Annotated in this window: 20 protein-coding genes; 10 read left to right on the forward strand and 10 right to left on the reverse strand. The window is 68.8% G+C overall.

What is annotated here, in order from left to right:
* Positions 1-34: 34 nt before the first annotated feature.
* Positions 35-1,162: a P1 family peptidase gene (locus AB0H21_RS11140; protein ID WP_358514558.1), complete on the reverse strand. Its 1,128-nt coding sequence runs from the start codon at positions 1,160-1,162 to the stop codon at positions 35-37.
* A 64-nt stretch (positions 1,163-1,226) separates the two neighbouring features.
* Positions 1,227-2,087, reverse strand: coding sequence for a 3-hydroxybutyryl-CoA dehydrogenase (locus AB0H21_RS11145; RefSeq protein ID WP_358514560.1), 861 nt, complete (start codon positions 2,085-2,087; stop codon positions 1,227-1,229).
* A 453-nt stretch (positions 2,088-2,540) separates the two neighbouring features.
* Between AB0H21_RS11145 and AB0H21_RS11150 the strand changes: the two genes are divergently transcribed.
* Positions 2,541-3,839: a hypothetical protein gene (locus tag AB0H21_RS11150; RefSeq protein WP_358514562.1), complete on the forward strand. Its 1,299-nt coding sequence runs from the start codon at positions 2,541-2,543 to the stop codon at positions 3,837-3,839.
* Positions 3,840-3,914: 75 nt separating this feature from the next.
* On the opposite strand, the gene AB0H21_RS11155 is transcribed toward AB0H21_RS11150, so the two are convergent.
* Positions 3,915-4,838 carry an alpha/beta hydrolase gene (locus AB0H21_RS11155; protein WP_358514564.1) on the reverse strand — a complete coding sequence of 308 codons (924 nt, stop codon included), beginning with the start codon at positions 4,836-4,838 and terminating at the stop codon, positions 3,915-3,917.
* Between the two features lie 30 nt (positions 4,839-4,868).
* On the reverse strand, positions 4,869-5,894 hold the full coding sequence (locus AB0H21_RS11160) for a membrane dipeptidase (protein WP_358514566.1): 1,026 nt from the start codon (positions 5,892-5,894) through the stop codon (positions 4,869-4,871).
* Between the two features lie 577 nt (positions 5,895-6,471).
* Here AB0H21_RS11160 and AB0H21_RS11165 point away from each other — a divergent pair.
* The 4 genes from AB0H21_RS11165 (at position 6,472) to AB0H21_RS11180 (ending at position 11,941) form a co-directional block, all read left to right on the forward strand.
* Positions 6,472-8,136 (forward strand): ABC transporter substrate-binding protein, encoded by a 1,665-nt coding sequence (locus tag AB0H21_RS11165; RefSeq protein ID WP_358514568.1) that lies wholly within the window; start codon positions 6,472-6,474, stop codon positions 8,134-8,136.
* Between the two features lie 117 nt (positions 8,137-8,253).
* On the forward strand, positions 8,254-9,219 hold the full coding sequence (locus AB0H21_RS11170; RefSeq protein WP_358514570.1) for an ABC transporter permease: 966 nt from the start codon (positions 8,254-8,256) through the stop codon (positions 9,217-9,219).
* Entirely contained in the window at positions 9,216-10,106 is an 891-nt protein-coding gene (locus AB0H21_RS11175) for an ABC transporter permease (protein WP_358514571.1), read from the forward strand. The genes AB0H21_RS11170 and AB0H21_RS11175 overlap by 4 nt, the downstream gene beginning before the upstream one ends.
* On the forward strand, positions 10,103-11,941 hold the full coding sequence (locus AB0H21_RS11180) for an ABC transporter ATP-binding protein (RefSeq protein ID WP_358514573.1): 1,839 nt from the start codon (positions 10,103-10,105) through the stop codon (positions 11,939-11,941). Before AB0H21_RS11175 ends, AB0H21_RS11180 begins: the two co-directional genes overlap by 4 nt.
* A 12-nt stretch (positions 11,942-11,953) precedes the next feature.
* On the opposite strand, the gene AB0H21_RS11185 is transcribed toward AB0H21_RS11180, so the two are convergent.
* On the reverse strand, positions 11,954-13,036 hold the full coding sequence (locus tag AB0H21_RS11185; RefSeq protein ID WP_358514575.1) for an amidohydrolase family protein: 1,083 nt from the start codon (positions 13,034-13,036) through the stop codon (positions 11,954-11,956).
* Positions 13,037-13,163: 127 nt separating this feature from the next.
* On the opposite strand from AB0H21_RS11185, the gene AB0H21_RS11190 reads away from it, so the two are divergent.
* The 5 genes from AB0H21_RS11190 (at position 13,164) to AB0H21_RS11210 (ending at position 17,591) form a co-directional block, all read left to right on the forward strand.
* Entirely contained in the window at positions 13,164-13,595 is a 432-nt protein-coding gene (locus tag AB0H21_RS11190; protein ID WP_358514577.1) for a hotdog fold domain-containing protein, read from the forward strand.
* A 2-nt stretch (positions 13,596-13,597) separates the two neighbouring features.
* Entirely contained in the window at positions 13,598-15,079 is a 1,482-nt protein-coding gene (locus AB0H21_RS11195; protein WP_358514579.1) for a class I adenylate-forming enzyme family protein, read from the forward strand.
* A complete protein-coding gene (locus tag AB0H21_RS11200; protein WP_358514581.1) occupies positions 15,066-15,980 on the forward strand; it encodes a GTP-binding protein in 915 nt (304 codons plus the stop codon). The genes AB0H21_RS11195 and AB0H21_RS11200 overlap by 14 nt, the downstream gene beginning before the upstream one ends.
* On the forward strand, positions 15,977-16,534 hold the full coding sequence (locus AB0H21_RS11205; protein WP_358514583.1) for a cobalamin B12-binding domain-containing protein: 558 nt from the start codon (positions 15,977-15,979) through the stop codon (positions 16,532-16,534). Before AB0H21_RS11200 ends, AB0H21_RS11205 begins: the two co-directional genes overlap by 4 nt.
* A gap of 658 nt (positions 16,535-17,192) precedes the next feature.
* The gene (locus AB0H21_RS11210) at positions 17,193-17,591 is read left to right on the forward strand and encodes a thioredoxin domain-containing protein (protein WP_358514585.1); all 399 of its coding nucleotides are present in this window, start codon (positions 17,193-17,195) and stop codon (positions 17,589-17,591) included.
* 120 nt (positions 17,592-17,711) lie between these two features.
* On the opposite strand, the gene AB0H21_RS11215 is transcribed toward AB0H21_RS11210, so the two are convergent.
* The 5 genes from AB0H21_RS11215 to AB0H21_RS11235 all read right to left on the reverse strand — a co-directional run bounded on the left by AB0H21_RS11215 (position 17,712) and on the right by AB0H21_RS11235 (position 24,314).
* A complete protein-coding gene (locus AB0H21_RS11215; RefSeq protein WP_358514587.1) occupies positions 17,712-19,052 on the reverse strand; it encodes a class II 3-deoxy-7-phosphoheptulonate synthase in 1,341 nt (446 codons plus the stop codon).
* 63 nt (positions 19,053-19,115) lie between these two features.
* The gene (locus tag AB0H21_RS11220) at positions 19,116-20,363 is read right to left on the reverse strand and encodes an FAD-dependent oxidoreductase (protein WP_358514589.1); all 1,248 of its coding nucleotides are present in this window, start codon (positions 20,361-20,363) and stop codon (positions 19,116-19,118) included.
* Between the two features lie 230 nt (positions 20,364-20,593).
* A complete protein-coding gene (locus tag AB0H21_RS11225; RefSeq protein WP_358514591.1) occupies positions 20,594-21,592 on the reverse strand; it encodes a phosphotransferase in 999 nt (332 codons plus the stop codon).
* Between the two features lie 156 nt (positions 21,593-21,748).
* Positions 21,749-22,645 (reverse strand): aldose 1-epimerase family protein, encoded by an 897-nt coding sequence (locus AB0H21_RS11230; RefSeq protein WP_358514593.1) that lies wholly within the window; start codon positions 22,643-22,645, stop codon positions 21,749-21,751.
* Between the two features lie 472 nt (positions 22,646-23,117).
* The gene (locus AB0H21_RS11235; protein ID WP_358514595.1) at positions 23,118-24,314 is read right to left on the reverse strand and encodes a cytochrome P450; all 1,197 of its coding nucleotides are present in this window, start codon (positions 24,312-24,314) and stop codon (positions 23,118-23,120) included.
* Between the last annotated feature and the right edge of the window lie 18 nt (positions 24,315-24,332).

Consider the following 24,332-nt stretch of genomic DNA (forward strand, 5'->3'; position numbering starts at 1 on the left):
TGCCGGGTCGGTTCGGGGGAGCCCTGCGGTCGGGTCACGAGCCGGCCAATGCCGCGCGGAGCAGATCGTGGGGCAGCGCGTGCGCGGTGATGCCGTCTCGGCCGACCGTCGTGGTAGCGGAGACCATCGCGTTGACGATGGCTTCCTCGGTCGCCTCGATCACTGCCTCGAAGAGCAGCTCGATCATCACGTCGCTGGCCGCGCGCACCTCGATGTCATCCAGGGAGGCCTCCTCCAGGCCGACCGCCGGCAGTGCGTCGTTGCCCGTGGAGAAGGCGAGCAACAGGTCACCACTGCTGTGCTCACCCATCCCTCCGGTCCGGCCGATCGCCAGAGCACCGCGCTGCGCCAGCCGCTGACACTGATGCGGCAGCAGCGGCGCGTCGGTGGCGATCAGGACGATGATCGAGCCACTGCCGGCCATCACCCGCCGAAGGTCCTCGTACGGCGACGACACGATGTCGTTCGATATCTGCTCGCCGACCGGGACGCCGTTGACGCGCAGGCGTCGGCGCTGACCGTGATTCGCCTGGACGAGCACGCCAACGGTGTACGCGGGGCTTGCGGATTTTCCTGTGGGGACCAGGCGCGACGAGGTACCGATGCCACCCTTGAACTCGTGGCAGATCATGCCGGTACCACTACCCACGCCGCCCTCGGCGACCGGCCCATCGTCGAGCGCGCGGAAGGCGGCCTCGACGTGCTCGGCGCGGACGTGCTGACCGTTGATGTCACTGAGAATGCCGTCATAGGTCTCGGCGACCACGGGAAGACAGAAGTACAGCTCATCGTCGCCTCGCTCACGGTGGATCTCCGCGACGATCGCGTCTCGCACAGTGCCCACGGAATGGGTGTTGGTGAGCCCGATCGGAGTGGTCAACTGACCGTTCTCGCGGACCCAGGCGAGTCCGGTCATCTCGCCGTTGCCGTTCAGTCGATGCGAACCGGCGTAGACCGGTGATCGCCATACCGTCGGGCGCGGCTCCACGATCGTCACGCCCGTCCGCACCGGACCTCGCCCAACGGCCAACGGTCCTTCGCCCTCGACGATCGTGCAATGTCCGACGCGGACGCCCGGGACATCGGTGATCGCGTTGTGCGACCCGGGAGGAAAGATGCCAATCTTGATCCCGAGGTCGCGACACCTTACCGTTCCGGCCACGTTGTGCTCCCTTCAACAGGCACCGGCTGTGACACGGCCCTTGCTTGGCCGATCACCAGGCGCGTCACTCGTAGGTGTAGAAACCGCGTCGCGTTTTGCGACCCAGCAATCCGGCGTCGACCATCCGCTGCAGCAATGGCGGCGGAGCGTAGAGCGGCTCCTTGAACTCCTCGTAGAGCGACTCGGCGATGGCCTTGGTCGTGTCGAGACCGATCAGATCCCCCAGTGAGAGCGGGCCCTGCGGGTGCGCCGCTCCCAGCACCAGGCCGCGGTCGATGTCCTCGGCGGAGGCGAAGCCGGACTCGTACATCCGGATCGCGGAGAGGATGAACGGAATCAGCAATGCGTTCACCACGAACCCCGCGCGGTCCTGGCAGTCGATGGTCCGCTTGCCCAGGCCGCCGTCCCCGACCGGCCCCTCCACCCAGGCGCGGGCGCGCTCGGTCGTATCCGGCGACGTGAGCAGGGACGGCACCAGCTCGACGAGCTGCAGCACCGGGACGGGATTGAAGAAGTGGATGCCGATCACCTGCTGCGGCCGTGAGGTGACGACGCCGAGCTTCATGATCGGGATCGAGGACGTGTTGGAGGCGAGGATCGCGTCCGGCGACGTCACGACGGTGTCGAGCCGCTTGAACAACTCGGCCTTGGCCGTCTCGTCCTCGACGATCGCCTCGATCACGACGTCGCGGTCGGCCACGGCATCGAGGTCGGTGGTGACCCGTATCCGATCGAGCACCACGGCGGCCGACGCGAGCTTGCCCTTCGCCTCGGCGCGGGCAAGCGACTTCTCCAACCGGCCGAGCGCGGCCCGGGCCGAGGCGCTTCCCGCTTCCGCCACGATCACGTCGTGGCCCGCCCGGGCGCTGACCTCGGCGATGCCGGCCCCCATCAGGCCGCCTCCGATAACTCCGACCCGTTGCACTCGCCGCCTCCGGTTGGCCTAGGCTACTAGGGCACAATAGCACGGTCATCGTCGCCGAGGTGCCCTTGACGCCCATTCTTTTGACCTATTACGGTGTATCATTATTGCACCACTGAGAGCCGCAATTCTGTTGCCGCTCCAGGTGCGGCTCGCCGCATTCCAGGCTCGTCTGGACGCTGGCCACTGACCCATCGCCCGTGCCGGACGGCCCGTGCGGCGTGCCGTCCACGCGGTTGGGCCAGGCCGAGCAAAGGAGCATGACGCGTGAGTGACGACGAGCAGCAGGCGAAGGTCGACCACGAGCCGCCGCGGGGTGCCTCGACGACCGGGACGTGGAACGGCATCGACTACACGGCAACGGCGAAGTGGTTCGTACTCCGCAAGAAGGAGCAGCCGATGGCGGAGATCTTCTCGATCTCCTACGTCGACGGCTCGCCCGGCCCCGACCGGCCGGTGACCTTCGTCTTCAACGGCGGCCCGGGGGCGGCCTCGGCCTACCTGCATATCGGTGCGGTCGGTCCGCAGCGCGTCGAGTTTCCTGCCGACGGTACGTTTCCGCCGTTGCCGCCGCGGCTCGTGCACAACGAGGAGTCCTGGCTGGCGTTCACTGACCTCGTCTTCATCGATCCGGTGGGTACCGGGTTCAGCCGTCTCATCGAGAGCGACGACGCGAAGAAGAACGGCAACGGTGCGGACGCCGATCCGAACGAGTACTTCAGCATCATCCGCGACCTGGAGTCGATGTGCGAGTTCATCGGTCGCTGGCTGTCGGACAACGGCCGCTGGGGTTCGGCCGTCTTCATCGCCGGTGAGAGTTACGGCGGTTACCGGGTGGGCCGCTTGACACGGATGCTGCAGGAGAAGGCGGGCGTCGCGCTGAACGGGGCGATCCTCATCTCGCCCGCGCTCGAGCCCGCGCACCTGTCCACCGTGTTCGGCTGGGGCGACTACGAGGTGGTGCCGTGGATCGACATCCTGCCGACCATGGCCCTGGCCGCCGTGCATCACGGTCGGTCGCGCGCGTTCGACCGCGGCGCGCCGGCCGAGGACGTCCAGCGGGAGGCGGAGTCGTTCGCGACGGGCGAATACGCCACGTTTCTCACGCGCGGAGCGTCGATGCCGGCCGAAGAGCGCGATCGCGTACTCACCCGCTTCGCCGATCTGACCGGACTGGACCGGGAACTCGTCGCTCGGGCCGAGGGCCGGGTCCGGGTCAGTCAGTTCGCCCGGGAGCTGCTCCGCGACGAGCAGAAGGTGATCGGCATGTACGATGCGACGATCACGGCAACGGACCCGTTCGCCGACCGTGACCTTTTCAATGGCGCCGACCCGACGCTCACCGGGACGAACGCCGTCTACACGACCGCGATCAACCGCCGATTGCGCTCCGAGCTCGGTGTCGAGACCGACCGCGAGTACTTGCTGCTCAGCACCGAGGTGACCCTGGCGTGGAAGAACGACGAAGCCATCCACTACGTCCAGCAGACGCAGGGCGCGGTCGACGACTTCCGGTACGGCATGGCGATGAACCCGCACATGAAGGCATTCATCACGCACGGCCGCTACGACCTGATGACGCCGTACTACGCGACGGACCGCATCCGGAACCTGATGCGTCTCGACCCGAGCGTCGCCGAACGGTTGACCGTGCGCCACTTCGGTGGAGGGCACATGTTCTACGCCTGGCAGGAGAGCCGTAAGGCGTTCACGGCGGCGATCGCCGAGTTCATGGCCGCCGCGACGCTCAGCTGAACGCCGCCTGCGCTGCCCGGGCGGCCCGGGCAGCGCAGGCGTTGTGGATGATCAGCTCGGTCAAGGCGAGGCCTTCTAGCTCCAGCCGGCCTTGGTCACGAGGTCGCCCAGCAGGTCGGGCAGCAGCGCCCGCATCAGGCTCAGGTGGCCGTGGGCCGACAGCAGATGCAGGTCCGAGCCGCTCACCTGTTGAGCCATCCAGAGCGTGTGCGCGTAGGAGATGAACGCGTCCTGCCGCCCAGACCAGAACGTCACGGGAGTGGTGACGGTGGTCAGGTCGAAGCCCCACGGCGTCGTCAGGGCGATGTCGTCCTCCAGCCAGCCCTCGATCCCGTTCTCCAGCGCCTTGCGGAGCCCGACGCCGATCCGCGTGGCCCCGTCGCGATCGACCACGGCCCGGTCGGGCGCGGGCAGCGCGTCACCGAACAGCTCCACGTACGTGTCGATCGGCCGTTCGCGCAGCTCGGCGGCCTGCTTCTCCAGCCACGGCCGGACGGCCGGCTCACCCTGATCGGCGAGCGCCCACTCCTCGAAGTTCGACGCGGCCATACCGGCGTAGTAGTCGAGACCGGCCGCGTCCCGGGGCGCGGGGCTGACGACGACCGCCGCCGCCCGGCACGCCGAGGCGAGCGCGGCCGTCGCCAGCGAGTGCGGCCCGCCTCCGGAGTAGCCGGCGCTGACGAACTCGCTTACGCCCAGATGGGCGAGCACCGCCTCGATGTCGCCGGGCACGTCGGCCATGCGCCGGCCCGGGTTCGGCGTGCTCCGTCCGTAGCCCGGCCGCAGCGGGATGACGACCCGCAGACCCAGGGAGTCGCTCACCTCGGCCAGCAGTGGGTCGGGTGCCGCCCCGCTGGGTGTACCGGGCTGGTGGACGAGCGTGCGGTCATGCCTGCCGTGTAGGAGCACCTCGCAGGTGCGCCCGTCGGGCAGCGGCACGAGCGTGTACGTCCAGCCGTCGCCGTTACCGGTAGCGGGCGCGGTCGGTTCGGTGGGCATAGCAGTGACCTCCCATTTCGATGAACGGCCTCAACGGCCGGGGATCCCCATGACCTGGTCGAGCACCCGCAGCGCGTTCTCGCCGAGCACCTTCCTGATGTCGGCGTCCGAGAAACCGCGTGCGGCCAGCTCGTGAGTGATCTTCGGCAGGTCCGAGGGCCGGCGGATGTCGCTGTCGAGCGACGGCTGATCGACCCCGGGGATGACCATCCAGCCGCCGAAGACCTCGTTGTAGTAGTCGTCGACGAAGTCAGGACCGAGCGCGACGGCGTCGATCGTTGCGATCGACGCGAGGTGCTCGATGTGGTCGACCACGCGGGCCGCCGTAGGTTGGTCCGGGTCGATGAACGGGGGAATGGCCGCCGCCACTCCGATCACCCCGCCGAGGTCGGCGATCGCCTTGATCTGCTGGTCGGCCAGGTTGCGATGGATGTCGGTGACCGCCCGGCAGGCCGAGTGGGTCGCGAGCAGCGGCCGGGTGGCCCGGGAGAGAACGTCGTCGACTCCGGCAACGCCCAGGTGGCTCAGGTCGAAGACGATTCCCGCGCGCTCCATCTCGGTCAGGACCTCTATCCCCTGGGGCGTGAGTCCGCCGCGGGACGAGTCGTCGAGGCCGCTTCCGTCGGCGAGGTGGGTCCGCCCCAGGTGGGCCAACGACGCTATCCGCACGCCCACCCGCTGCATCGTGCCGATCAGTTCCGGGTCCTGGCCGATCCCGTGCGCACCCTCGAGGGCGATGATCAGCGCGATCCGCCCGGCGGCCGTCGCCTGTGCGACCTCTGCGCCGGTGAGGCAGACGGCGACCTGGGGGTGCTGTTGCGCCAGCGCGTGGATGCGCTCGACGAGGAGCAGCGTCCGGCGCAGCGCGCCCTCGGATTGGAACTGCTCCTCGATGCAGATCGGGAGCACCTGGACGTCCACCCCGCCGGTGCGCAGTTCGGGCAGCCAGAAGTCCGCGAAATAGTCCGGTCGACCGCGATGGTCGAAGTGGTCGACCAGCAGTATCAGATCGTTGTGCAGGTCGACGACCGTCGCCTCGTCATGCAGTACCGACATGGATTCCGCCTATAGAGATGCCGTCTGCTCGCAGTAATTGTCATAGTGCGATGGGCCACGACTCTAGTTACCGAGAAACCCAAGGGCAAGATGGCCTAGCTCAGATCTTTCCCCCGTGGTTGCTGCCGTCGTGGTGGATGTGCGGCCACGGCGGCGGTTCGGCCGAGGCGGCGAACCAGGCCCGACAATCAACTACTGACCTAGGCACTTAGGCCTTGACAGTCATTATGGCCTGCGACAAACTACCGCCACATGATGAGCCTAGCTCGTGCGTCAGGTGCGTACAGCGTGCCCTAGGCCATCGGTCCAGAGGCAGCCTCGACACATCGGAGGTACGTCCCGATGGCATCCTCGCTCGGCAGGTGCGCCGATGAGAGTTCAGGTTAAGGCCCATCTATGACGCGGCGCCCGGCCCTTCCTCGGTCGCGCGCCTCGATGCGGACGACGCGGATCGGTCCCGTAGGACCTGGTCGGCCGATTGGCCGGCGATGTGGCCATGGCTTTGCCGAGCAAGCACTCGTGTCCAGAGAGATCTTGTAGGTCCTGCATGAGATATTCACCCGAACCGGAGGTTCTGATGTCTGGCATCGTCGGCCTGCGGGTCGGCCGGCCTCGCGCGCGGTGGACGCTTGCGATCAGCGCAGGCGTGGCAACCGTTTGTATGGTCGCGGCCGGCTGCGCGAGTAACCCGAGTAACCCGAGTCCGCGAAACGATGGATCCAAGTCCAGCGGCGAGGCCGTCGTCTCCATCGCTCCGGGAAAGGCGGCCGCGACCTCTCCCGTCCAGAAGCTGACGATCGGGTACTCGGGGCCGTTCACCTCGCTCGACCCGACCGGCGGCGCAGGCGGTTCCGGCTACTTCATCATGGGCCAGCTCAGCCTGGAAACGCTCCTGCGGGTCACGCCCGACGGCAAGTTGCAGCCGTGGCTGGCGACCTCGTGGACACAGAACAGCCCGACCGAGTACGTCTACACCCTGCGCCAAGGCGTCAAGTTCTGGGACGGCAACGAACTCACGGCCGACGACGTGGTTTTCTCGCTGACGCGTAACGCCGGAACGGCGTTGGGGAAAGCCGGATTCTACGGAAGCGTGAGCAAGATCCAGGCCCGCGATCCGCACACGGTCGTCGTCACCTTGAAGCATCCCAATGCGGCCTGGAAGAACACGCCGGGACTGGCCTATGCGCAAATCTACCAGAAGGCGTTCACCGAGGCGCACCAGGACACCTTCGGCAAGCCCGGCACGCTGGTGATGGGCACCGGGCCATGGAAGGTCAACAGCCTCGACCCGACGAAGGGGGCCGAGTACGCGGCCAACCCGACGTACTGGGGTGGTGAGCCGCCGATCAAGCACATCACCGTCAAGTTCTATCAAAGCGAAACCAGCCTCGCGCTCGCGATGCGGGCCGGCGAAGTCGATCTTGCGCCCACCGTCGGGGAGCCGGACTCGTTCAAGTCGGCATCGGGCGTGCAGGTGGTGACGAGAACGACGTGTGGTTCGTCGCTGTTCAGCATGCCGACCCAGACCGCGCCATGGAGTGACGTTCACGTCAGGCGCGCGGTCGCGTACGCGCTCGACAAGCAGGAGCTGCTCAAGGTGACCGGCGGTGCCAACATCGACACGCTGGACACCGTGCTCGCCCCGTCGCTGCTGCAGAACCTCGGCGACGCCGGCGCGGCGGACGCTGCTTTGAAGACGCTTCCGACGTACCCGCACGACATGGACAAGGCGAAGCAGGAGATCGCGCAGTCCAGCCGGCCGAACGGCTTCTCCGCCACGATGGCGTCCAGCAACGATCAGGCAACTCTGAAGATCAACCAGGCGATCGCCGCTCAGTTGAAGACGATCGGCATCAACCTCGAGATCAAGCCGATGCCGCTCACGGCGTACTACGCGGTTCTGCGCGGGCCGGCCGACAAGCGCCCCCCGCTGTTCATCTCGACGGGCGGCTGCGCGCCGGACCCGTCCTGGGACAACATTTTCCTCGGGAACGGCGGGCTCAACTTGGCGAACTACCACCCGGCGGAGGTCGACACGCTCATCGCGGACGGTCTGGCCACCACGGACCCGGCGAAGCGCCTGCAGATCTACACCCAGATCCTGGACAAGCTCGCCACGGATCTGCCCTACATCCCCTTGTTCCTCGAGGGAACCAGCTACGCATCCAACAACTTCGAGTGGGTGAACTTCGGGGACTTCTGGGCGCACACGTGCTGGCCGCTGAACATCAAGCCGCGTTAGCCATCGAGCCGGTGAGGACGACCCAGCCAACGTAGTGGATCACGGCTTTCGGTTGCGGACCGATGCCGCGATCACCAGTCACCAGGAGGACGCGATGACGGGACCGGCGGCACGCACATGACCAGATCAAGCCTGCTGATGTACATCGCGCGGCGGTTGGCCGCGATGGTGCTACTGCTCATTCTGCTCTCGTTCGTGATCTTCTCGCTGACCTACCTGACGCCGGGCAGCCCGGTGGACGTGCTGCTCGGCCCGAACATGCGGACACCCCAGGCCGTGGCGGCCCTGACCGCGAAGTACCACCTGAACGAGCCGTTCTTCACCCAGTACTGGTACTGGGTGAAGGGCGCCGCGCACCTGGACTTCGGCGACTCGATCCAGGCGACGCTGCCGGTCAGCGACCAGATCGCGTCTCGGCTCCCCACATCGCTGTACCTCGGTGTGTACGCGTACATCCTGGCGTTCGCGTTCGGGGTCATTCCGGGCGTGGTCTCCGCGATGCGCCGAGGTGGCGCCCTCGACCGTGTGACCGTGGCCGGGTCGATCATCGCGCTGAGTACGCCGGCTTTCGTGTCCGGCGTCTACGCCCTCTACCTGTTCGCGGTCGTCGTACCGATCTTCCCAGCCTCCGGATCAGGCGAAGGCTTCGTCGACGGGCTGTGGCACCTGACCCTGCCGGCGATCGCCTTGGCGTTGTCCGTGGTGGCCTTCCTGGTGCGGCACACCCGCGCCGCGATGATCGGCGTTCTCGACCAGGACTACGTCACCTTCGCGTGGGCGCGCGGTCTGGCGGCGCGCCGCGTCATGGTCAAGTACGCACTGCGGAATGCGTTGATGCCGGTCGTCACGATCAGCGGCACCCTGCTCGCGAGCCTCATCATCGGCGCGGTCATCGTCGAGCAGACGTTCTCACTCAACGGTGTCGGATCCCTGCTGATCCAGTCCGTCGAGTCGAAGGACGTGCCGATGATCCAGGGTGTCGCACTGGTCGTTGCCGCCGTCATCATCGTGATGAACCTGCTGGCGGATATCACCTACCTCGTCATCGACCCACGTATCCGCCTCGGGAGACACGAAGCATGACATCAATCGAGCTCGACCTCGCGGAGAGGCAAACCCCGGCCCGGACCGTTCGCCGCGGGCTGGTGCACGGGCTACGCCGCGTGCGCGGATCGGTCACGATCTCCTTCCTGATCATGGCGATGGTCGCGGTCACGGCGGTGTTCGGGGAGCTGATCGCGCCGCAGGATCCATCCGCCCAGGACCTGAGCCTCGTGCTGGCGCAGCCGAGCGGCGCGCACTGGCTCGGGACCGACGAGCTCGGACGCGACGTGTTCTCGAGGATGATCGTCGGCAGCCAAGCGGTGTTCCTCGGTCCGCTGATCGTCGCGGGCGGCGCGATGCTCATCGGCAACATTCTCGGACTCCTGGCCGGTTATCGCGGTGGCATCATCGACGCCTTCATCATGCGCCTCGCGGATCTGCTGATGGCCGTGCCGGGACTGCTGATCATCATCGTCGTGGCCGGCACGATCGGAGGTGGCTACTGGGTCGCGGTCGGCCTCTTGACGCTGCTCTTGATGCCTTTCGACGCGCGGGTCGTGCGGGGCGCGACCCTCGAGCAGGTGCCGCGCCCCTACGTGGAGGCGGCGCGGACGCTCGGCGTCTCGAACCGTCGAATCATTTTCCTGCACATCTGGCCGAACATCTCGGCGGTGGTGGTCGCGAATACCTGCTTGGCCTATTCCGGCGCGCTGGTCGGGTTGGCGAGCCTGTCGTTTCTAGGCGTCGGGGCAACCCCCGGCTCGCCGGATTGGGGTCAGATGCTGTCCGACGGGCAGAACTCGTTGTTCTTGAATCCGGTCGCGTCGCTGGCGCCGGGCGCGGCGATCGTGCTGGTCGCGGCCGCGGTGAACATCATCGGCGACTGGGGCTACGACCGGCTGTCGAGCCGAGGAGCGAGCCGATGACGGGCGTGGCCGAGGTCGTGCCGCAGGGCGTGGACACTCCGATAGCCGACCTGCGGAACCTGCGCATCGTGGCCAAGCGGTCGCGCGGCGGCGAGAGCACGATCGTGTCGTCGGTGTCGCTGTCGGTGCGGCGCGGCGAGTCGATCGGCATCGTCGGCGAGTCGGGAAGTGGCAAGTCGATGACGGCCAAGTCCTTGATCGGATTGCTGCCGGCCGGGGTGACGGCAACGGGGCAATTCTCGTACAAGGGCGAGAACCTGCTGACGGCGAACGAGCGCAAGTGGCAGACGATCCGCGGCCTGGAGATCGGGATGATCCTCCAGGACCCGTTCACGATGCTGAACCCTGTCATGCCGTGCGGCCGCATCCTCGAGGAATCGCTGCTGCCCGAGTACATCCACGGCGGCCGGAGTGCCCGCGAGGAGGCGATCCGTCGTCTTGCCGAGGTGGGCATCACCGACGAGTCGGTGATCGACCGCTACCCGTTCCAACTGTCCGGGGGCATGCGGCAACGGGTCGCCATCGCCGCCGCGCTGTGCCGCGACCCGCAGGTGCTCATCGCCGACGAGCCGTCCACGGCGTTGGATGTCGCGACGCAGCGCGAGGTCCTCGAGCTGATCAAGCAAATCCAACGGGCCCGCGGCATGGGCCTGATCCTGATAACGCACGATCTTCGGGTCGCGTTCGAGACGTGCAGCCGGATCTACGTGCTGTACGCCGGCTCGTTGGTCGAGGTGGGCGACTCGCAGCGCATGCAGGCCGAGCCGCTACATCCGTACACGCAGGGCCTCTTGCTCTCGGAGCCGCCCGTCGGCCGGCGGGTGCACAAGCTCGTCGCCATGCCGGGGGCCGTGCCGACCGCTGATGAGGTCCAGGGGGTGTGCACGTTCGAGCCTCGGTGCCGATGGGCCGGGCCGGCGTGCCGCGAGGGCGCGCCACCGCTGGTCGAGGTGACACCCGATCGGCTTTCCGCCTGCATCCGGCTGCCCGAGATCAGGGAGGAGATGCGCGGCCTGCAAACCTTCGCCGAGCAGGTCGCGGCCGCGCCGAGCACCGACCGGCCTTCGCCGATCTTGGAGGTCCGCAACGTCGGCAAGTCGTTCCAGGTCGGATCCCGCGCTGTCAGGGCACTCGACGACGTCTCTATTCAGGTCGGAGTGAACGAGAGCGTCGGCATCGTCGGGGAATCCGGGTCGGGCAAGACGACGCTGGCCCGGGTGCTGGTCGGGCTGGAGACGCCGACCGAAGGCGAGATCGTCATCGGGGATACGACGACGCGCCAGTGGGCGAAGGTGCGCGACGAGGAACGCCGGGAACTGCGCTCGAACGTGCAGACCGTCTTCCAGGATCCCTACTCGAGCCTGAACCCGATGCGCTCCGTGGGTTGGACTTTGCGCGAGGCGATCACCACGCACGACAAGGGTGTGACCAACCCGAAACAGCGGGTCGGTGAGCTGCTGGAAATGGTCGGCCTGCCGGCGACCTACGCCCGGCGCCTGCCCAGGGCACTGTCGGGTGGTGAACGTCAGCGGGTCGCCATCGCGCGGGCCCTCGCGGTCCGCCCGAAGGTGCTCATCTGCGACGAGCCGACGTCCGCGCTCGACATGTCGGTGCAAGCGCAGATCCTGAACCTGCTCACGACGCTTCGCGCCGAACAGGAGATCAGCTACCTGTTCATCTCCCACGACCTGTCGATCGTGCGGCACGTGTCGGAGTTCGTGTACGTCATGTATCGCGGCCGCGTGGTCGAATCCGGGCCCACCGACGCAGTACTCGACAATCCGCAGCACGAGTACACGCGCAAGCTGCTCGAGTCCCTCCCGGGCGGTGGCTGAACGTCGCCTGGTTCAGCCGACCACCACGCCGCGCAGCACCGTTCGCCGAGGGGAGTAGATCGTGTCGAGCGCGACGCGGGGATCCTCGTCGAAGACGACCAGGTCGGCGGGAGCGCCCTCGTCCAGGCCGGGCCAGCCGAGCCATCGCCGGGCGCGCCATGAGGCCTGCGCGATGACCTCCGGCAGCGGCAGCCCGGCGCCCACCAGCGCCTGTATCTCGCCGCGAATGGTGCCGTGCGGGACGTCGGATCCGGCGTCGGTGCCGGTGTAGATCGGCACGCCGGCCTCGTAGGCGTCGCGAACCCGCTCGCGCGAGGACGCGTAGAGAGCCCGCATGTGCCGCGCGTAGATCGGGAACTTGTGCTCGCCGGCCGCGGCGAACTTGTGGAAGTTGTCGACGTTGATCAGGGTGGGCACCAGGGCGATGCCCTTCGACACGGCATCTCCGAGCATCTGCCCGGTGAGTCCCGTACCGTGCTCGATCGAGTCGACGCCGACCGCGATGGCCGCGGCCACTGCATCCTCCCCGAAGGCGTGCACGGCCACGCGCACGTTCAGGGCATGGGCTCGCGCGACCGCGCGTTCGAGTGCGTCCTCGGGAAAGGCCGGTGCGAGATCGCCACTGGCCCGGTCGATCCAGTCCGCGACGATCTTCACCCACCCGTCGCCGGCCGCGGCCTGCCGCTCGACCTCGTCGGCCAACGCGTCGGGGTCGACCTCGACACCCTGATCACGGATGTAGCGGCGAGTACGGGCGATGTGCCGGCCGGCCCGGATGAGGCGTGGCAGATCGTCGCGTTGCCGTACCGAGCTCGTGTCCACCGGCGAACCGGCCTCGCGAAGCAGCAGGGCTCCCGCATCGCGGTCGAGCAGCGCCTGTCGCGCCTGGGCCCGCGGGTCGTGGACGTGCCCGGTCGAGGCGATGCCGATATGGCAATGCGCGTCGACGAATCCGGGGATGACCCAGCCCGACGAGGCGATCGTGTCGACGTCGGAGCAGCGAGCCGGCGGCGTGAAGCTCAGGCGGCCCTCGACGATCCAGGCGTCGCGCTGCGTCTCGTCGGGCAGGAAGATTCCGCGCAGATGTAGTACCACACGCGACATGCTATCGGTGCCGGGCCGGCTTCTGCCCCACCCCTGTGTCCGCTCTGCATACCTTCCCATGTCAACCTCACGGCCTCTTGTACCCGTAAGATCTTTGACCTATTCTACTAGGGCAAAGTTGCTGACGCTGATCAGCCATCGACGGGAGAACGACGTGTCTGCGCCCAGCCAGGATGAAGCCCGGATTCGCCTCCGCCTAGCGCCGAGTGATGCTCGTTACGCCGGCGGGTTGGTGCCTGGCTCGAAGGTGATGGAGATCTTCGCCGATCTCGAGACGGAGCTCGCGTTGCTGGAGGGCGGCGACGAAGGGCTGTGCGCCGCCTACGACTCGGTCGAGTTCCTCGCGCCGCTTCGGGTGGGCGACTACGTCGAAGGGGTCGCTCGGGTCACCTCCCGGGGGAACAGCAGCCGAAAGGTGGAGGCTCGCGTCTACCGGGTGCTGAGCGTGGACGAGAACGGTTGTCGGCTCGAGCAGGACGGCCCGGTGCTGGCCGCGACCGCGACCGCGACGATCGTCGTCGGGCGAAGCCGGCCGGCTCAGGCGTCCTAGCGATGGGAAGCAGAACCAACACGGTCGTCTCGTGGATCGGAGCGGTCGTCCGGGCACGCCCCAACGAGCCGGCGCTCGTATTCGACGGCGAGACGTGGACGTACCGGGAACTGTGGTCACGTTCGGCCGACCTGGCGCGGGATCTGCTCGCCGGCGGCCTTCAGCCCGGTGACCGCGTGGCGATCGTCGGCGAGAACGAATCCGCCTACGTCTCCACCTACTTGGCGATTCTGCGGGCCGGTGGCGTCGCCGTCCCGATTAACGCCCTGCTCGGCCCGACGGCGATCGGCCCGCAAATGGAGTTCGTCGGAGCCAAGACGATCTTCGTCGGCCGCGTCAAGCCCGAGATCCGAGAGGCGCTCGACGGCTCGTACGACGTGCGTGATCTACGGACGGCGCCGGGGGCCGCGCAGGGCCGGCTGCCCAGCATCGGGCCGAGTGCCGGCTGTTCGATCATGCTGACCAGTGGCTCGACGGGACAGCCGAAGGGCGTGGTCCACACACATGAGTCCATGCTGCACGGGAGCATGCAGGTCGCCTCGGCCTTCCCGTTCGGTCCCGGGGAGCGCGGGGTGGTGTTCCTGCCGCTGTATGCCTGCATCCCCGAGCAGGTCCTGCCGACGCTGTGCACGGGCGGAGCGCTCGAAATCCTGCCCGGATTCGACGTCGAGCGGGTCGCCGACGCGTGCACCAGGGCGACCACCTTCGATGCCGTCCCGACCGTCCTGAGGCGACTGATCGAATTCGCTCCGCTCGAGAAGCTGTCGAAGCTCAAGTGGGTGCTGTTCGCATCGGAAGTGATGCCCACCGATCTCCTGCGCCGCTGGTGGGCGGAATTGCCGGACCTGCAGATGCACCAGTTCTACGGGATGACCGAGGCGCTTCCGCTGGCGGCCGCACCGCATTGGCTGCTGAAGGCCGAGCCGACGACGGTCGGCCGGCCGTTTCCCACGACCGGGCTGCAGGTCCGCGACGGCGCGACTCCGGCGAGTGACGCCGGGGAACTCGTCGCGGTGACGCCGGCCCGGATGAAGGAGTACTTCAACGATCGGGAGACGACCACGGCGAGCCTCACCGACGACGGTGCCCTTCGAACCGGCGATCTGGGCCGTATCAGCGACGACGGACTCGTCTTCCTCACCGGCCGTCTCAAGGACGTCATCATCAGCGGCGGCATGAACGTCGTACCGGCCGAGATCGAGGCGGTCGCGGCGGCCCACCAGGACGTGCAGGAGGTGGTCGTCGTGGGGGTGCCGAGCGACCGGTGGGGCGAGACGCCCGTGGTGGTCGCGGTCGCCAAGCCTGGCTGTGGATTGCGGGCCGACGAGCTCCTGCAGTTCTGCCGCGGGAATCTCGTGAGCTTCAAACGGCCGTCGGGCGCGGCGCTGGTACCGCACCTGCCGATCGCGGGAATCGGGAAGGTGGACAAGGTGACCGTCAAACGGATGATCGAAAACGGGGAGCTGGAACTTGTTCACGCCTGACCGGCTGCGCCACGCCGTCACCAAGGCCCGGGCGGGGTACTGGGGTCCCTTCGCCCGCGCGGTGACCCTCATCGAGAATGCGCCGGCCTGGGACGTGGAGCTCCCGCAGTCCAGCTCGCGTACGCACATCGTCGGCATCACCGGGCCGCCCGGCGCGGGGAAGAGCACCCTGACCGGACGCTTGATCGACGCCTACGCGAATGCGGGATCGCGCGTCGCCGTGCTGGCGATCGACCCCTCCAGCGCCGCCACTGGTGGCGCGGTGCTGGGCGACCGGCTTCGAATGGAGACCCACCTGGCCGGTCGGCCCGAGGTCTTCGTCCGCAGCCTGGCCAGCCGGGGGTCACACGGCGCAGTGGCCGCCGCGACCAGGAACATCGCCCGGCTGCTCGAACTGTCCGAGCTGTTCGACGTCGTGTTGATCGAGACGGTCGGGGCCGGCCAGACCGAGATCGCGATCGTCGAGATCGCCGACACCGTCCTGCTCGTGACCGTGCCCGGGCTCGGCGACGCCGTTCAGACGATCAAGGCGGGCCTGATGGAGGTCGCCGACATGTTCGTCGTCAACATGGCCGATCGCCCCGGCGCCGCGGAGAGCGCGCGGCACCTGCGCCTGGCGGCCAGACGCGGCATGGAGGTGCTGCAAACCGTCGCCACCGACGGCAAGGGAGTGGCCGAGGTTTGCGCCGCGCTCGAGAAGCGGTGGCTCGACCTCGTCGAGAGCGACGCCATCGGCACCCTGCGCAGCCGGAAGTGGGCCTCTGACGCCGCCCTGGTCGCCGAGGGATGGGTCGCCGCATGCGCGGAGGCGGTGGCGGTGACCGACGGCGGCAACATGCACGACGCTGTCGGCCGAATCCTGGACAGTGCTGCGAAGAATTGGGAGCTACGAGCCCGATGAGCACTGAATTCGACTGGGACGACGCGGTCGAGTCGTGGCGTAAGGATCGGCGAGATCTCGGACGTGCTGCGGGGCGTGTGGGGACAGCATCAACCGTCAACGGTCTTCTAGGCGCAAAGGGAGAATCAGATATGCAGGCATTGCCGGAAAAGACCAAGCCGACCAAGGTCGTGGTCGCCAAGCCCGGACTCGACGGACACGATCGCGGAGCCAAGATCGTGGCTCGCGCGCTTCGCGATGCCGGGATGGAGGTCGTCTACACGGGGATCTACCAGACCCCGGAATCGATCCTGCGCGCGGTCGTCCAGGAAGACGCGGACGTACTCGGGTTGTCGAGTCTGTCCGGGGCGCACCTGGAATACGCGAAGGAACTCGGCGAACTGCTACGGGACAACGATCGGGCCGACGTCCTCTTCGTCGTGGGCGGGACGATTCCGCCGGAGGACGCCGACACCCTGAAGACCTACGGGGTGCACGAGGTGTTCGGTCCCGGTACTCCGACCACGGTGCTCGTCGACTACATCCGAGACAACGCGCGCAACCTCCTGGCCTGATCCGCGCCGTTCATCCGGCGCGGTTGTGCCGCGTCGACGTTGCCGAGGAGCATCGGTATCCGCGCTATGACATTGAGTCGCCAGCAGAGTATGACATGAGCAGTACGAGCGAGTAAGCGGCGCTGCTGATCCGGAGGCACCCTCCAGGTCGGCCCACTCGGGCTGCGTCTGCGACCACTGCCTCGCACACCACTACGACGGTGCCGAGGGGGGTCGGGAAGCGCCCACGTCGGTGACGGGGCGCCGCGCTCGGACGGATCGATATGGTGCTCATCGGTGACCGGCAACAAATCGGCCAACGTGCTGACGGGGAACGGGCGGCCATAGCGTCCTGGACACTCCCGGGTCGGGAGGTCTCCCGATGCCCGTAGCGGAACTCATCGACGTCGTGAGCTTCTTTCCGACCCCACGGTCGTCGTCTCGCCGAGGTCTGACCACCCGGGCACGTCAGGACGCCCGGGCCGAGGTACGCGTCTGTGTCGTCGAGGCCGAGCCCCTGGTGATCCTTATGGCCACACGCACCCTGTCGGCGATTGTGGCCCCGTCCGCACCCCTAAGACCGCCGGGCATACCCGTAGCGGCGGGGCGTGAGGAATGAGCGGAGGGGGTAGGTGGTTATGCCGATCAACACGACGAGAGACGAGACGAGGAAGCATCTGTGGCGACCATCGCGGTGACCGAGACCAACTTCAACGAGATCGCCGACGAGGGGATCGTCCTCCTTGACTTCTGGGCCGCCTGGTGCGGGCCCTGCCGGACCTTCGGGCCGATCTTCGAGAAGGCATCCCAGAAACACGAGGACATCACCTTCGGCAAGATTGACACCGACGTCGAGCGCGGCCTCGCGGAGGGGTTCGACATCAGCTCGATCCCGACCGTGATGGCGATCCGCGACGGCATCGTGGTCTTCGCCCAGCCGGGCGCCCTGCCCGCGCCCGCCCTGGAGGACCTGATCGGCCAGGTCCGCGCCCTGGACATGGACGCCATCCGCAAGGAGATCGCCGGCGACATCGACTCCGGGCGCGCTGAGGGCCCCGAGGACGGCCGCCGTCCGTGACCTCCGGGAGCCCAGGCCGCCCCGGTGGCTGAGCCGGGTGTGAGAGCCGGGTCACCCGGTGAGAAGAAGGGAGCCGGCCCCGTGGCGAGCGGGAGCCGGCTCTTGCGCGTCCTGTCGGGGTCAGCTGGAGCGGTAGAGCTCGGCCACCCGGAAGGCGAGGTCGAGCGACTGGCCGCGGTTGAGGCGCGGGTCGCAGGCCGTCTCGTACCGCAGCGCGAGGTCCTCCTCGACGATCGCGTGCCCGCCGCCGACGCACTCGGTGACGTCGTCGCCGGTGAACTCGATGTGGATGCCGCCCGGGTGGGTGCCGAGCGCGCGGTGCACCTCGAAGAAGCCCGCCACCTCGTCGAGCACGTCGTCGAGGTGGCGGGTCTTGTGGCCGCTCGGTGCCTCGAAGGTGTTGCCGTGCATCGGGTCGCAGATCCACACGACCTGGGCGCCGCTGGCCTGGACCTTCTCGACCAGCGGCGGCAGCGCGTCGCGCACCCGGGAGGCGCCCATGCGCGCGATGAAGGTGAGACGGCCGGGCTCGTCGGCCGGGTTGAGCCGCTCGATGAGCGCCAGGGCGTCCTCGGGGGTGGTGGACGGGCCGAGCTTGACGCCGATCGGGTTGCGGATGCGGCTGAAGAACTCGATGTGGGCGCCGTCGAGTTGACGCGTGCGCTCGCCGATCCAGACCATGTGCGCCGACACGTCGTACGGCAGGCCCGTGCGCGAGTCGACGCGGGTCAGGGCGCGGTCGTAGTCGAGGATCAGCGCCTCATGGGAGGAGTAGAACTCCACCGTGTGGAACTCTTCGGGATCGGCGCGGCAGGCGTGCATGAACGCCAGGGCTTGGTCGATCTCGCGCGCGAGCTGCTCGTAGCGGCGGCCTGCGGGGGACTCGGCGACGAAGTCCTGGTTCCAGGCGTGCACCTGGCGCAGGTCGGCGTACCCGCCCTTGGTGAAGGCGCGGGCGAGGTTGAGCGTCACCGCCGAGGAGTGGTACGCGCGCAGCAGCCGGCCGGGATCGGGCGTGCGGGCCTCGGGGGTGAAGTCGAAGCCGTTCACCATGTCGCCGCGGTAGGCCGGGAGGGCCAGCTCGCCGCGCGTCTCGGTCGGCTTGGAACGCGGCTTGGCGAACTGCCCGGCCACGCGGCCGATCTTGACGACCGGGACCCGGCCCGCGTAGGTGAGCACGATCGCCATCTGCAGCAGCGTCTTCAGCTTGTTGCGGACGTTGTCGGCGGTGGCGCCGGCGAAGGTCTCGGCGCAGTCGCCGCCCTGCAGGACGAACGCCTCACCGCGCGCGACGGCGGCGAGGCGGTCCTTGAGCTCGTCGCACTCTCCGGCGAACACCAGCGGCGGCATGCCTTGCAGCTCGGCGACGACGGCCTCCAGCGCGGAGCGGTCGGGCCAGTCGGGCTGCTGAGCGGCGGGGAGGTCCCGCCAGCTATCGAGGTTGATCGGATCGGCGTTCACGTTAGAAGGCTATTGCACCTTGCCGGGTTGAACCGAGGAGGTGTCCACAGGGTGAGAAAGTTCTCAGGCCCCCGGCCTGGTGGACGCCGGGCGGGCCGGGACTTTAGGGGGTGCTTCAGGGGTTCGCACGTGCTCGGGCAGGACGCCGAGGCCGATGAACCGGCGCATGAGAGGCCCCAGGATCGGCACGCTCGGGAGGTCGCGGGGGAGCCGCACCGGCCTCGGCACGCCCTTCAGCGCCGGACGCACCAGCCGGTCCTGGAAGATCTGCTGGGCGAACTGCGTGATCGCCGTCGGCGGCGTGCGGCGGCGCTGGAGTCTGTGGAGCAGCGACTCGGGCACGGGGCGCCCGGCGCGCAGGGGCCCGGCGAGCAGGTTGGCGGCGGCCACGGCGTCCTGGATGGCGAGGTTGATGCCGACGCCGAAGATCGGTGACATGGCGTGGGCGGCGTCGCCGATGAGGAGCAGCCCGGGACGGTGCCACCGGCGCAGGCGGTTGATCGCGACCCGAAGCTCGCTGACCTGGTCGAACGAGGCGAGCCGACCTGTGCGGCCGGCGAGGAAGGGGAGCAGTTCGCCGACCGAGGAGCGCAGCGCCTCGATTCCCCCGGCCCGCAGGTGGTCGAACCCGCCCTTGGGGATGAGGTAGGCGAGCTGCCAGTACTCCGAGCGGTTGATCGCCACCATCATGCGGCCCGTGGTGATACGGCCGAACGTCGTGACCGGGTCGCCTTCCTCGCGGGGCAGCCGGAACCACACCACGTCCATGGGGGCGCCCTGCTCGACCGGGACGAGCCCGGCGGCCCTGCGCACGTCGGAGTGCCGCCCGTCGGCCCCGACGGTCAGCGTGGCGCGCAGTTCGTGCTCGCCGTCGCGGTCGCGGTAGCGCACCCCGCGCACGGCGCCGCCCTCGCGGATCAGCCCCACGACCTCGGCCTCCATGAGCAGCCGGAACGTGGGGTAGCGGCGGGCCGCCTCGGTGATCATGTTGAGGAAGTCCCACTGCGGCACGAACGCGATGTACGGGTACCGCGAGCCGAGCCCCTTGAGGGAGACCAGCTCCACCACGCCGTCGTCCAGCCACATCTCCAGGCCGGTCATCGTGCGGGGGATCATGGTGTGGAACCGCTCCGACAGGCCGAGTTCGTCCAGGACCTCCATGGTGGAGGGGTGGATCGTGTCCCCGCGGAAGTCACGCAGGAAGTCGGCGTGCTTCTCCAGCAGTGTGACCTCGACGCCCGCGCGGGCGAGCAGTAGCGCCAGCACGGCCCCGGCGGGGCCGCCTCCGGCGATCGCACATGTCGTCGACATTTTCATCACCCGTTGAAATTATGTCATACCTCTCCATCATCGTGAAGGCGGGCCGGCCGTGCGCGGGCACGACGGAAACGCCGTGACGGCAGGGGAGCCCCCGCTGAGGTCGTGGTGGAGACGAGTACGTGCGGGAACCGGCCGTCCTGGAACCGGTGCGCCGCCGCCTGTCATGGCCGCGGTGCCCCGCTGCGGCGGCACACGCGCCCCCGCCGTCCGGAGTGCGGGTATCAGCGCTTCCCGAGGAAGTCCAGGACCTTGACCAGCCCGGCGGTGGCCAGGTCGCGGATGCGGGCGTAGGACTCCTCGGGGTACTGCCGGGGCCCGTGCTCGACCAGCAGGATCAGGTACAGGTACAGCCGGTACAGCGCCTCGCGCGTCCGCGCCGCCGGGGTGAGCTCCACCTTCCCGCCCGCCTCCCGGTAGCCCGCGAGCAGCGGATCGTCGTCGGACAGCTCGCCGAAGATCGTCGGGGTGACGAAGTCGGCCAGTGGATCGCCCCAGAACGCCCGCTCGTGATCGATGAGCGCCTGGATCCGCGGCGGCCCGCCCGCGGACGGCGTCAGGAAGACGTTGCCGGGCCACACGTCGAAGTGCACCAGCGCGGGCGCCGTGACCTCGTCCAGCGCGTGGGCGTTCGCGTAGACCGCGCCCGCGATCTCCACCAGCGTGCGGGGCAGCGGGGTCGCGTACCGCACGGCGTCGTCCAGCAGGGCGCCCTGCATGGTCAGGAACGCGTCGCGCCAGGTGGTCCCGGTCAGCCCGGCGTACGGATAGCCGTAGACGCCGTCGCCGGGGATCGTGTGCAGCGTGGCGAGGTGACGCCCGAGCTCGTGCCGCAGGGCCCGCTCGTCGGCCTCGCCCAGCGTGGGCGCCTGGTTCCACGGCACCCCGTCCAGCGCCGCCATGATCAGATAGTCGCCGCCAAGATCGGGATCGTCGAACCCCGAGTGCAGCAGGCGGGGCAGAGGAAGCCCCGTGGGTGTGGCCAGGTGGTACACCAGCGCCTCGGTGCGCAGCAGGTCGCGTTCGTAGCGCAGCATCTCCAGGCCGGGCGGCGGGCCGACCTTCAGCACGACCTGGCGGTCGTCCTGGAGGGTCAGGCGCCACACGGCGTTGGCGAACCCGTCCAGGAGCTCCTCGGACGACCGCACCCCCGTCCCCAGCGCCCTGGCGGCGAGGGCGTCCAGTTCGTCGGGTGACAGCCTGCGCTTGGTCCTGCTCTCCATTCGGTCACTTCACTTAGAGTCGTCGGGACGATGAGGGGACGGCCGTGGGGTCCGGTCCGCCGCCCGTTGCGGGCCATGCGGAAGCCGGCGGCCGGGCCGCCGCCCGGCCGGTGGAAGCCGGGCAGGGGTGTCTGGGGGAGAGAAGCCGGGAGACGATCAGAGGGCGGAGATCGTCCAGCCGGCTTCGTGCTTGGTCCCGGGATCGAGCACGACCAGGTCGCTGCCCGAGTTGAAGGCATCGGGCGGGCAGGTCATCGGCTCGACGGCGATGCCCCGGTGGCCGAATCCGGTGCCGGTGCAGACCTGCACCCACGGCATGGCCGCCGCCTCCCAGGCGATCTGCACGCCGCCGCCCGCGCCGCGCAGCCGCACCCGGGTGACGCCGTCGTGGTCCGCCTCCAGGCCGGTGAAGGCGTGGTCGGCGACGGTGGCGCCGATCGGGCGGGGGACGCGGAAGTCGAGCGTCGTGTCCTCGACCCGCTCCAGCGTGGTGGGCAGCATGGTCTCGTCGGTGAACAGCACGTGCCCGGCGGGCAGGTCGAACTCCCAGCCCGTCTCGGGGCCCTCGTCGGCGATCAGCCAGGGATGCGGGCCGCAGCCGTACGGGGCCGGGCGGTCGCCGACGTTCTCGGCGGTGAGCGTCGTCGTCAGGCCCTCGTGGCCGACGGTGTAGGTCACCTGCAGCGCCAGGCGGAAGGGGTAGCCGGGGGAGGGCTCGATCGTGTGCGCGAGCCGCACGGACGAGAGCCCGTCCCCGGCGGGTGGCGGCCCCGCGGGCTCCCAGTCGGCGAAGGCGACAAGGCCGTGCAGCGCGTGGCCGCGCTCCGGCTCGTTGACGGGCAGTTCGAGGCGCTCGCCCTGGAAGGTGTAGCGGCCGTGACCGAGGCGGTTGGGCCACGGCGCGAGCAGGGTGCCGCTGAAGAAGGGGACGGGCCCGCCTTCCGGCCAGCTCGCCACGAGATCGCGGCCGCCGTGCGTGAGCACCCGCAGGGCGGCGCCCATGGGGCTTATCTCGGCGTGGTAGCCACCACCCTGAAGAACGTACTGAGGCACGGGGAATCCTCTCGTCGACGGGCGAGCGCCCTGAATCGGGCGAAACCGAGGCGGGTACGTCCCATCATCCTCGTTGCCGGGCAGTGATCAAAATTTGCCCATGCTGTGAGCAGAGCGTTTGGGAGCGCTCCCATAGCGTCACAAGCTAAACGCTTTCGAGGGGGCGGTCAACCGATTCCGGTTCGACCTGGGGGTGTGACCCTATTTTGGGCATCTGGGGCCTGTCGGCGGGAAATCGCAGGTCGGCGGAACCGTGGTCTGCCGTGACACGCCGGTCGTCGGACGATGGACTCATCCCATTCCGGTTGGGGCGGCGGTTTTGGGCGCCGTGCCAGGGGGTTTGGAGCCTGTGTGGGCCGGGGTCATCCCGTCGGATCTCGTCAACTCGGGGGTGAAATCACGCCCAGTAATGGGAGCGCTCCCACCGAATTGGGCTCGGGCGCGGCGGCCGGCCGGCCACCGCGCCCGGGGACTACCAGGCGACGGGCAGCGTGTGCACCCCGTAGATCGCCATGTGCGTCCGCGTCGGCACCTGCTCGTCCGGGTCCGCGAGGCGCAGGCCGGGGAACCGCCGCAGCAGCGCCGGATAGGCGACGCGCATCTCCATGCGGGCGAGCTGCTGGCCGAGGCACTGGTGGACGCCGTGCCCGAACGACAGGTGCCCGGCGGCGTGCCGGGTGATGTCCAGAGCGTCGGGATCCTCGAAACGGGCCGGGTCGCGGTTGGCGGCGGGGAGCGAGAGCGTCACCGAGTCGCCCGCCCTGATGCGGTGACCGTCGATCTCGACGTCCTCGCGGGCCGCGCGCACCGGCCCCAGGTGGACGATCGTCAGGTAGCGCAGCAGCTCCTCCACCGCGCCGCCGGCCAGGGACGGGTCCTCGCGCAGGGCGGCGAGCTGCGCGGGGTTGCGCAGCAGCGTGAAGGTGCCGAGCGCGAGCATGTTGGCCGTCGTCTCGTGCCCGGCGACGAGCAGCAGCACGGCCACGCCGGTGACCTCGTCGATCGTGAGCCCGCGGTCGGTGGCCAGCTCGCTGATCAGGTCGTCGCCCGGGGCGGTCCGCTTGCGCGTCACGAGCCCGCGCAGGTAGTTCATCAGGTCGTCCAGCGCCCGGCGCACCTGCTCGTGCGAGGAGTCCAGGTCCAGTATCACCGCCGAGCGGCGCTGGAACATCTCGTGATCGCCGTACGGCACGCCGAGGAGTTCGCAGATGACCAGGGAGGGGATCGGCAGCGCGAACTCCCGCACCAGATCGGCGGGCGGGCCGGTGCGCTCCATGGCGTCCAGGTGGTCGGAGGTGATCGCCTCGACCCTGGGCTCCAGCGCCTGCATGCGGTGGACCGTGAAGTGGCCGGTGAGCCGGCGTCGCAGGCGGGTGTGCTCGGGCGGGTCCTCCTGAAGGAAGAACCCCGGGAGGTCCTCCAGGAGCCGCTGGGTCGCGCGCTGGCCTATCGGCGGGTGCAGCAGCGCGGGGTCGGTGGTGAAGCGCGGGTCGGCCAGCACCGCCCGCGCAATGGAGTATCCGGTCACCAGCCAGCCGACGTGCCCGTCGGCGTACAGCATCGGGCGGATCGGTCCTTCCTCGCGCCAGAGGCGCAGGTCGCCGGGCGGGTCGAAGGGGTCGGTACGGGTGAGGGGAAGGGTGACGGGGCTCGACATGGCATGAGTCACGAGGTGCTCCTTCCATTC

Origin of the sequence: Sphaerisporangium sp. NPDC051011 (assembly GCF_040653595.1) — a bacterium.
In the GTDB taxonomy this organism is placed as follows: domain Bacteria; phylum Actinomycetota; class Actinomycetes; order Streptosporangiales; family Streptosporangiaceae; genus Sphaerisporangium.

Coding starts and splice junctions, on each gene's coding strand:
- AB0H21_RS11155 (WP_358514564.1), bottom strand. CDS start 4,838: ATGCCCACCGAACCGACCGCGCCCGCTACCGGTAACGGCGACGGCTGG.
- AB0H21_RS11160 (WP_358514566.1), bottom strand. CDS start 5,894: ATGTCGGTACTGCATGACGAGGCGACGGTCGTCGACCTGCACAACGAT.
- AB0H21_RS11165 (WP_358514568.1), top strand. CDS start 6,472: ATGTCTGGCATCGTCGGCCTGCGGGTCGGCCGGCCTCGCGCGCGGTGG.
- AB0H21_RS11170 (WP_358514570.1), top strand. CDS start 8,254: ATGACCAGATCAAGCCTGCTGATGTACATCGCGCGGCGGTTGGCCGCG.
- AB0H21_RS11175 (WP_358514571.1), top strand. CDS start 9,216: ATGACATCAATCGAGCTCGACCTCGCGGAGAGGCAAACCCCGGCCCGG.
- AB0H21_RS11180 (WP_358514573.1), top strand. CDS start 10,103: ATGACGGGCGTGGCCGAGGTCGTGCCGCAGGGCGTGGACACTCCGATA.
- AB0H21_RS11195 (WP_358514579.1), top strand. CDS start 13,598: ATGGGAAGCAGAACCAACACGGTCGTCTCGTGGATCGGAGCGGTCGTC.
- AB0H21_RS11205 (WP_358514583.1), top strand. CDS start 15,977: ATGAGCACTGAATTCGACTGGGACGACGCGGTCGAGTCGTGGCGTAAG.
- AB0H21_RS11220 (WP_358514589.1), bottom strand. CDS start 20,363: ATGTCGACGACATGTGCGATCGCCGGAGGCGGCCCCGCCGGGGCCGTG.
- AB0H21_RS11225 (WP_358514591.1), bottom strand. CDS start 21,592: ATGGAGAGCAGGACCAAGCGCAGGCTGTCACCCGACGAACTGGACGCC.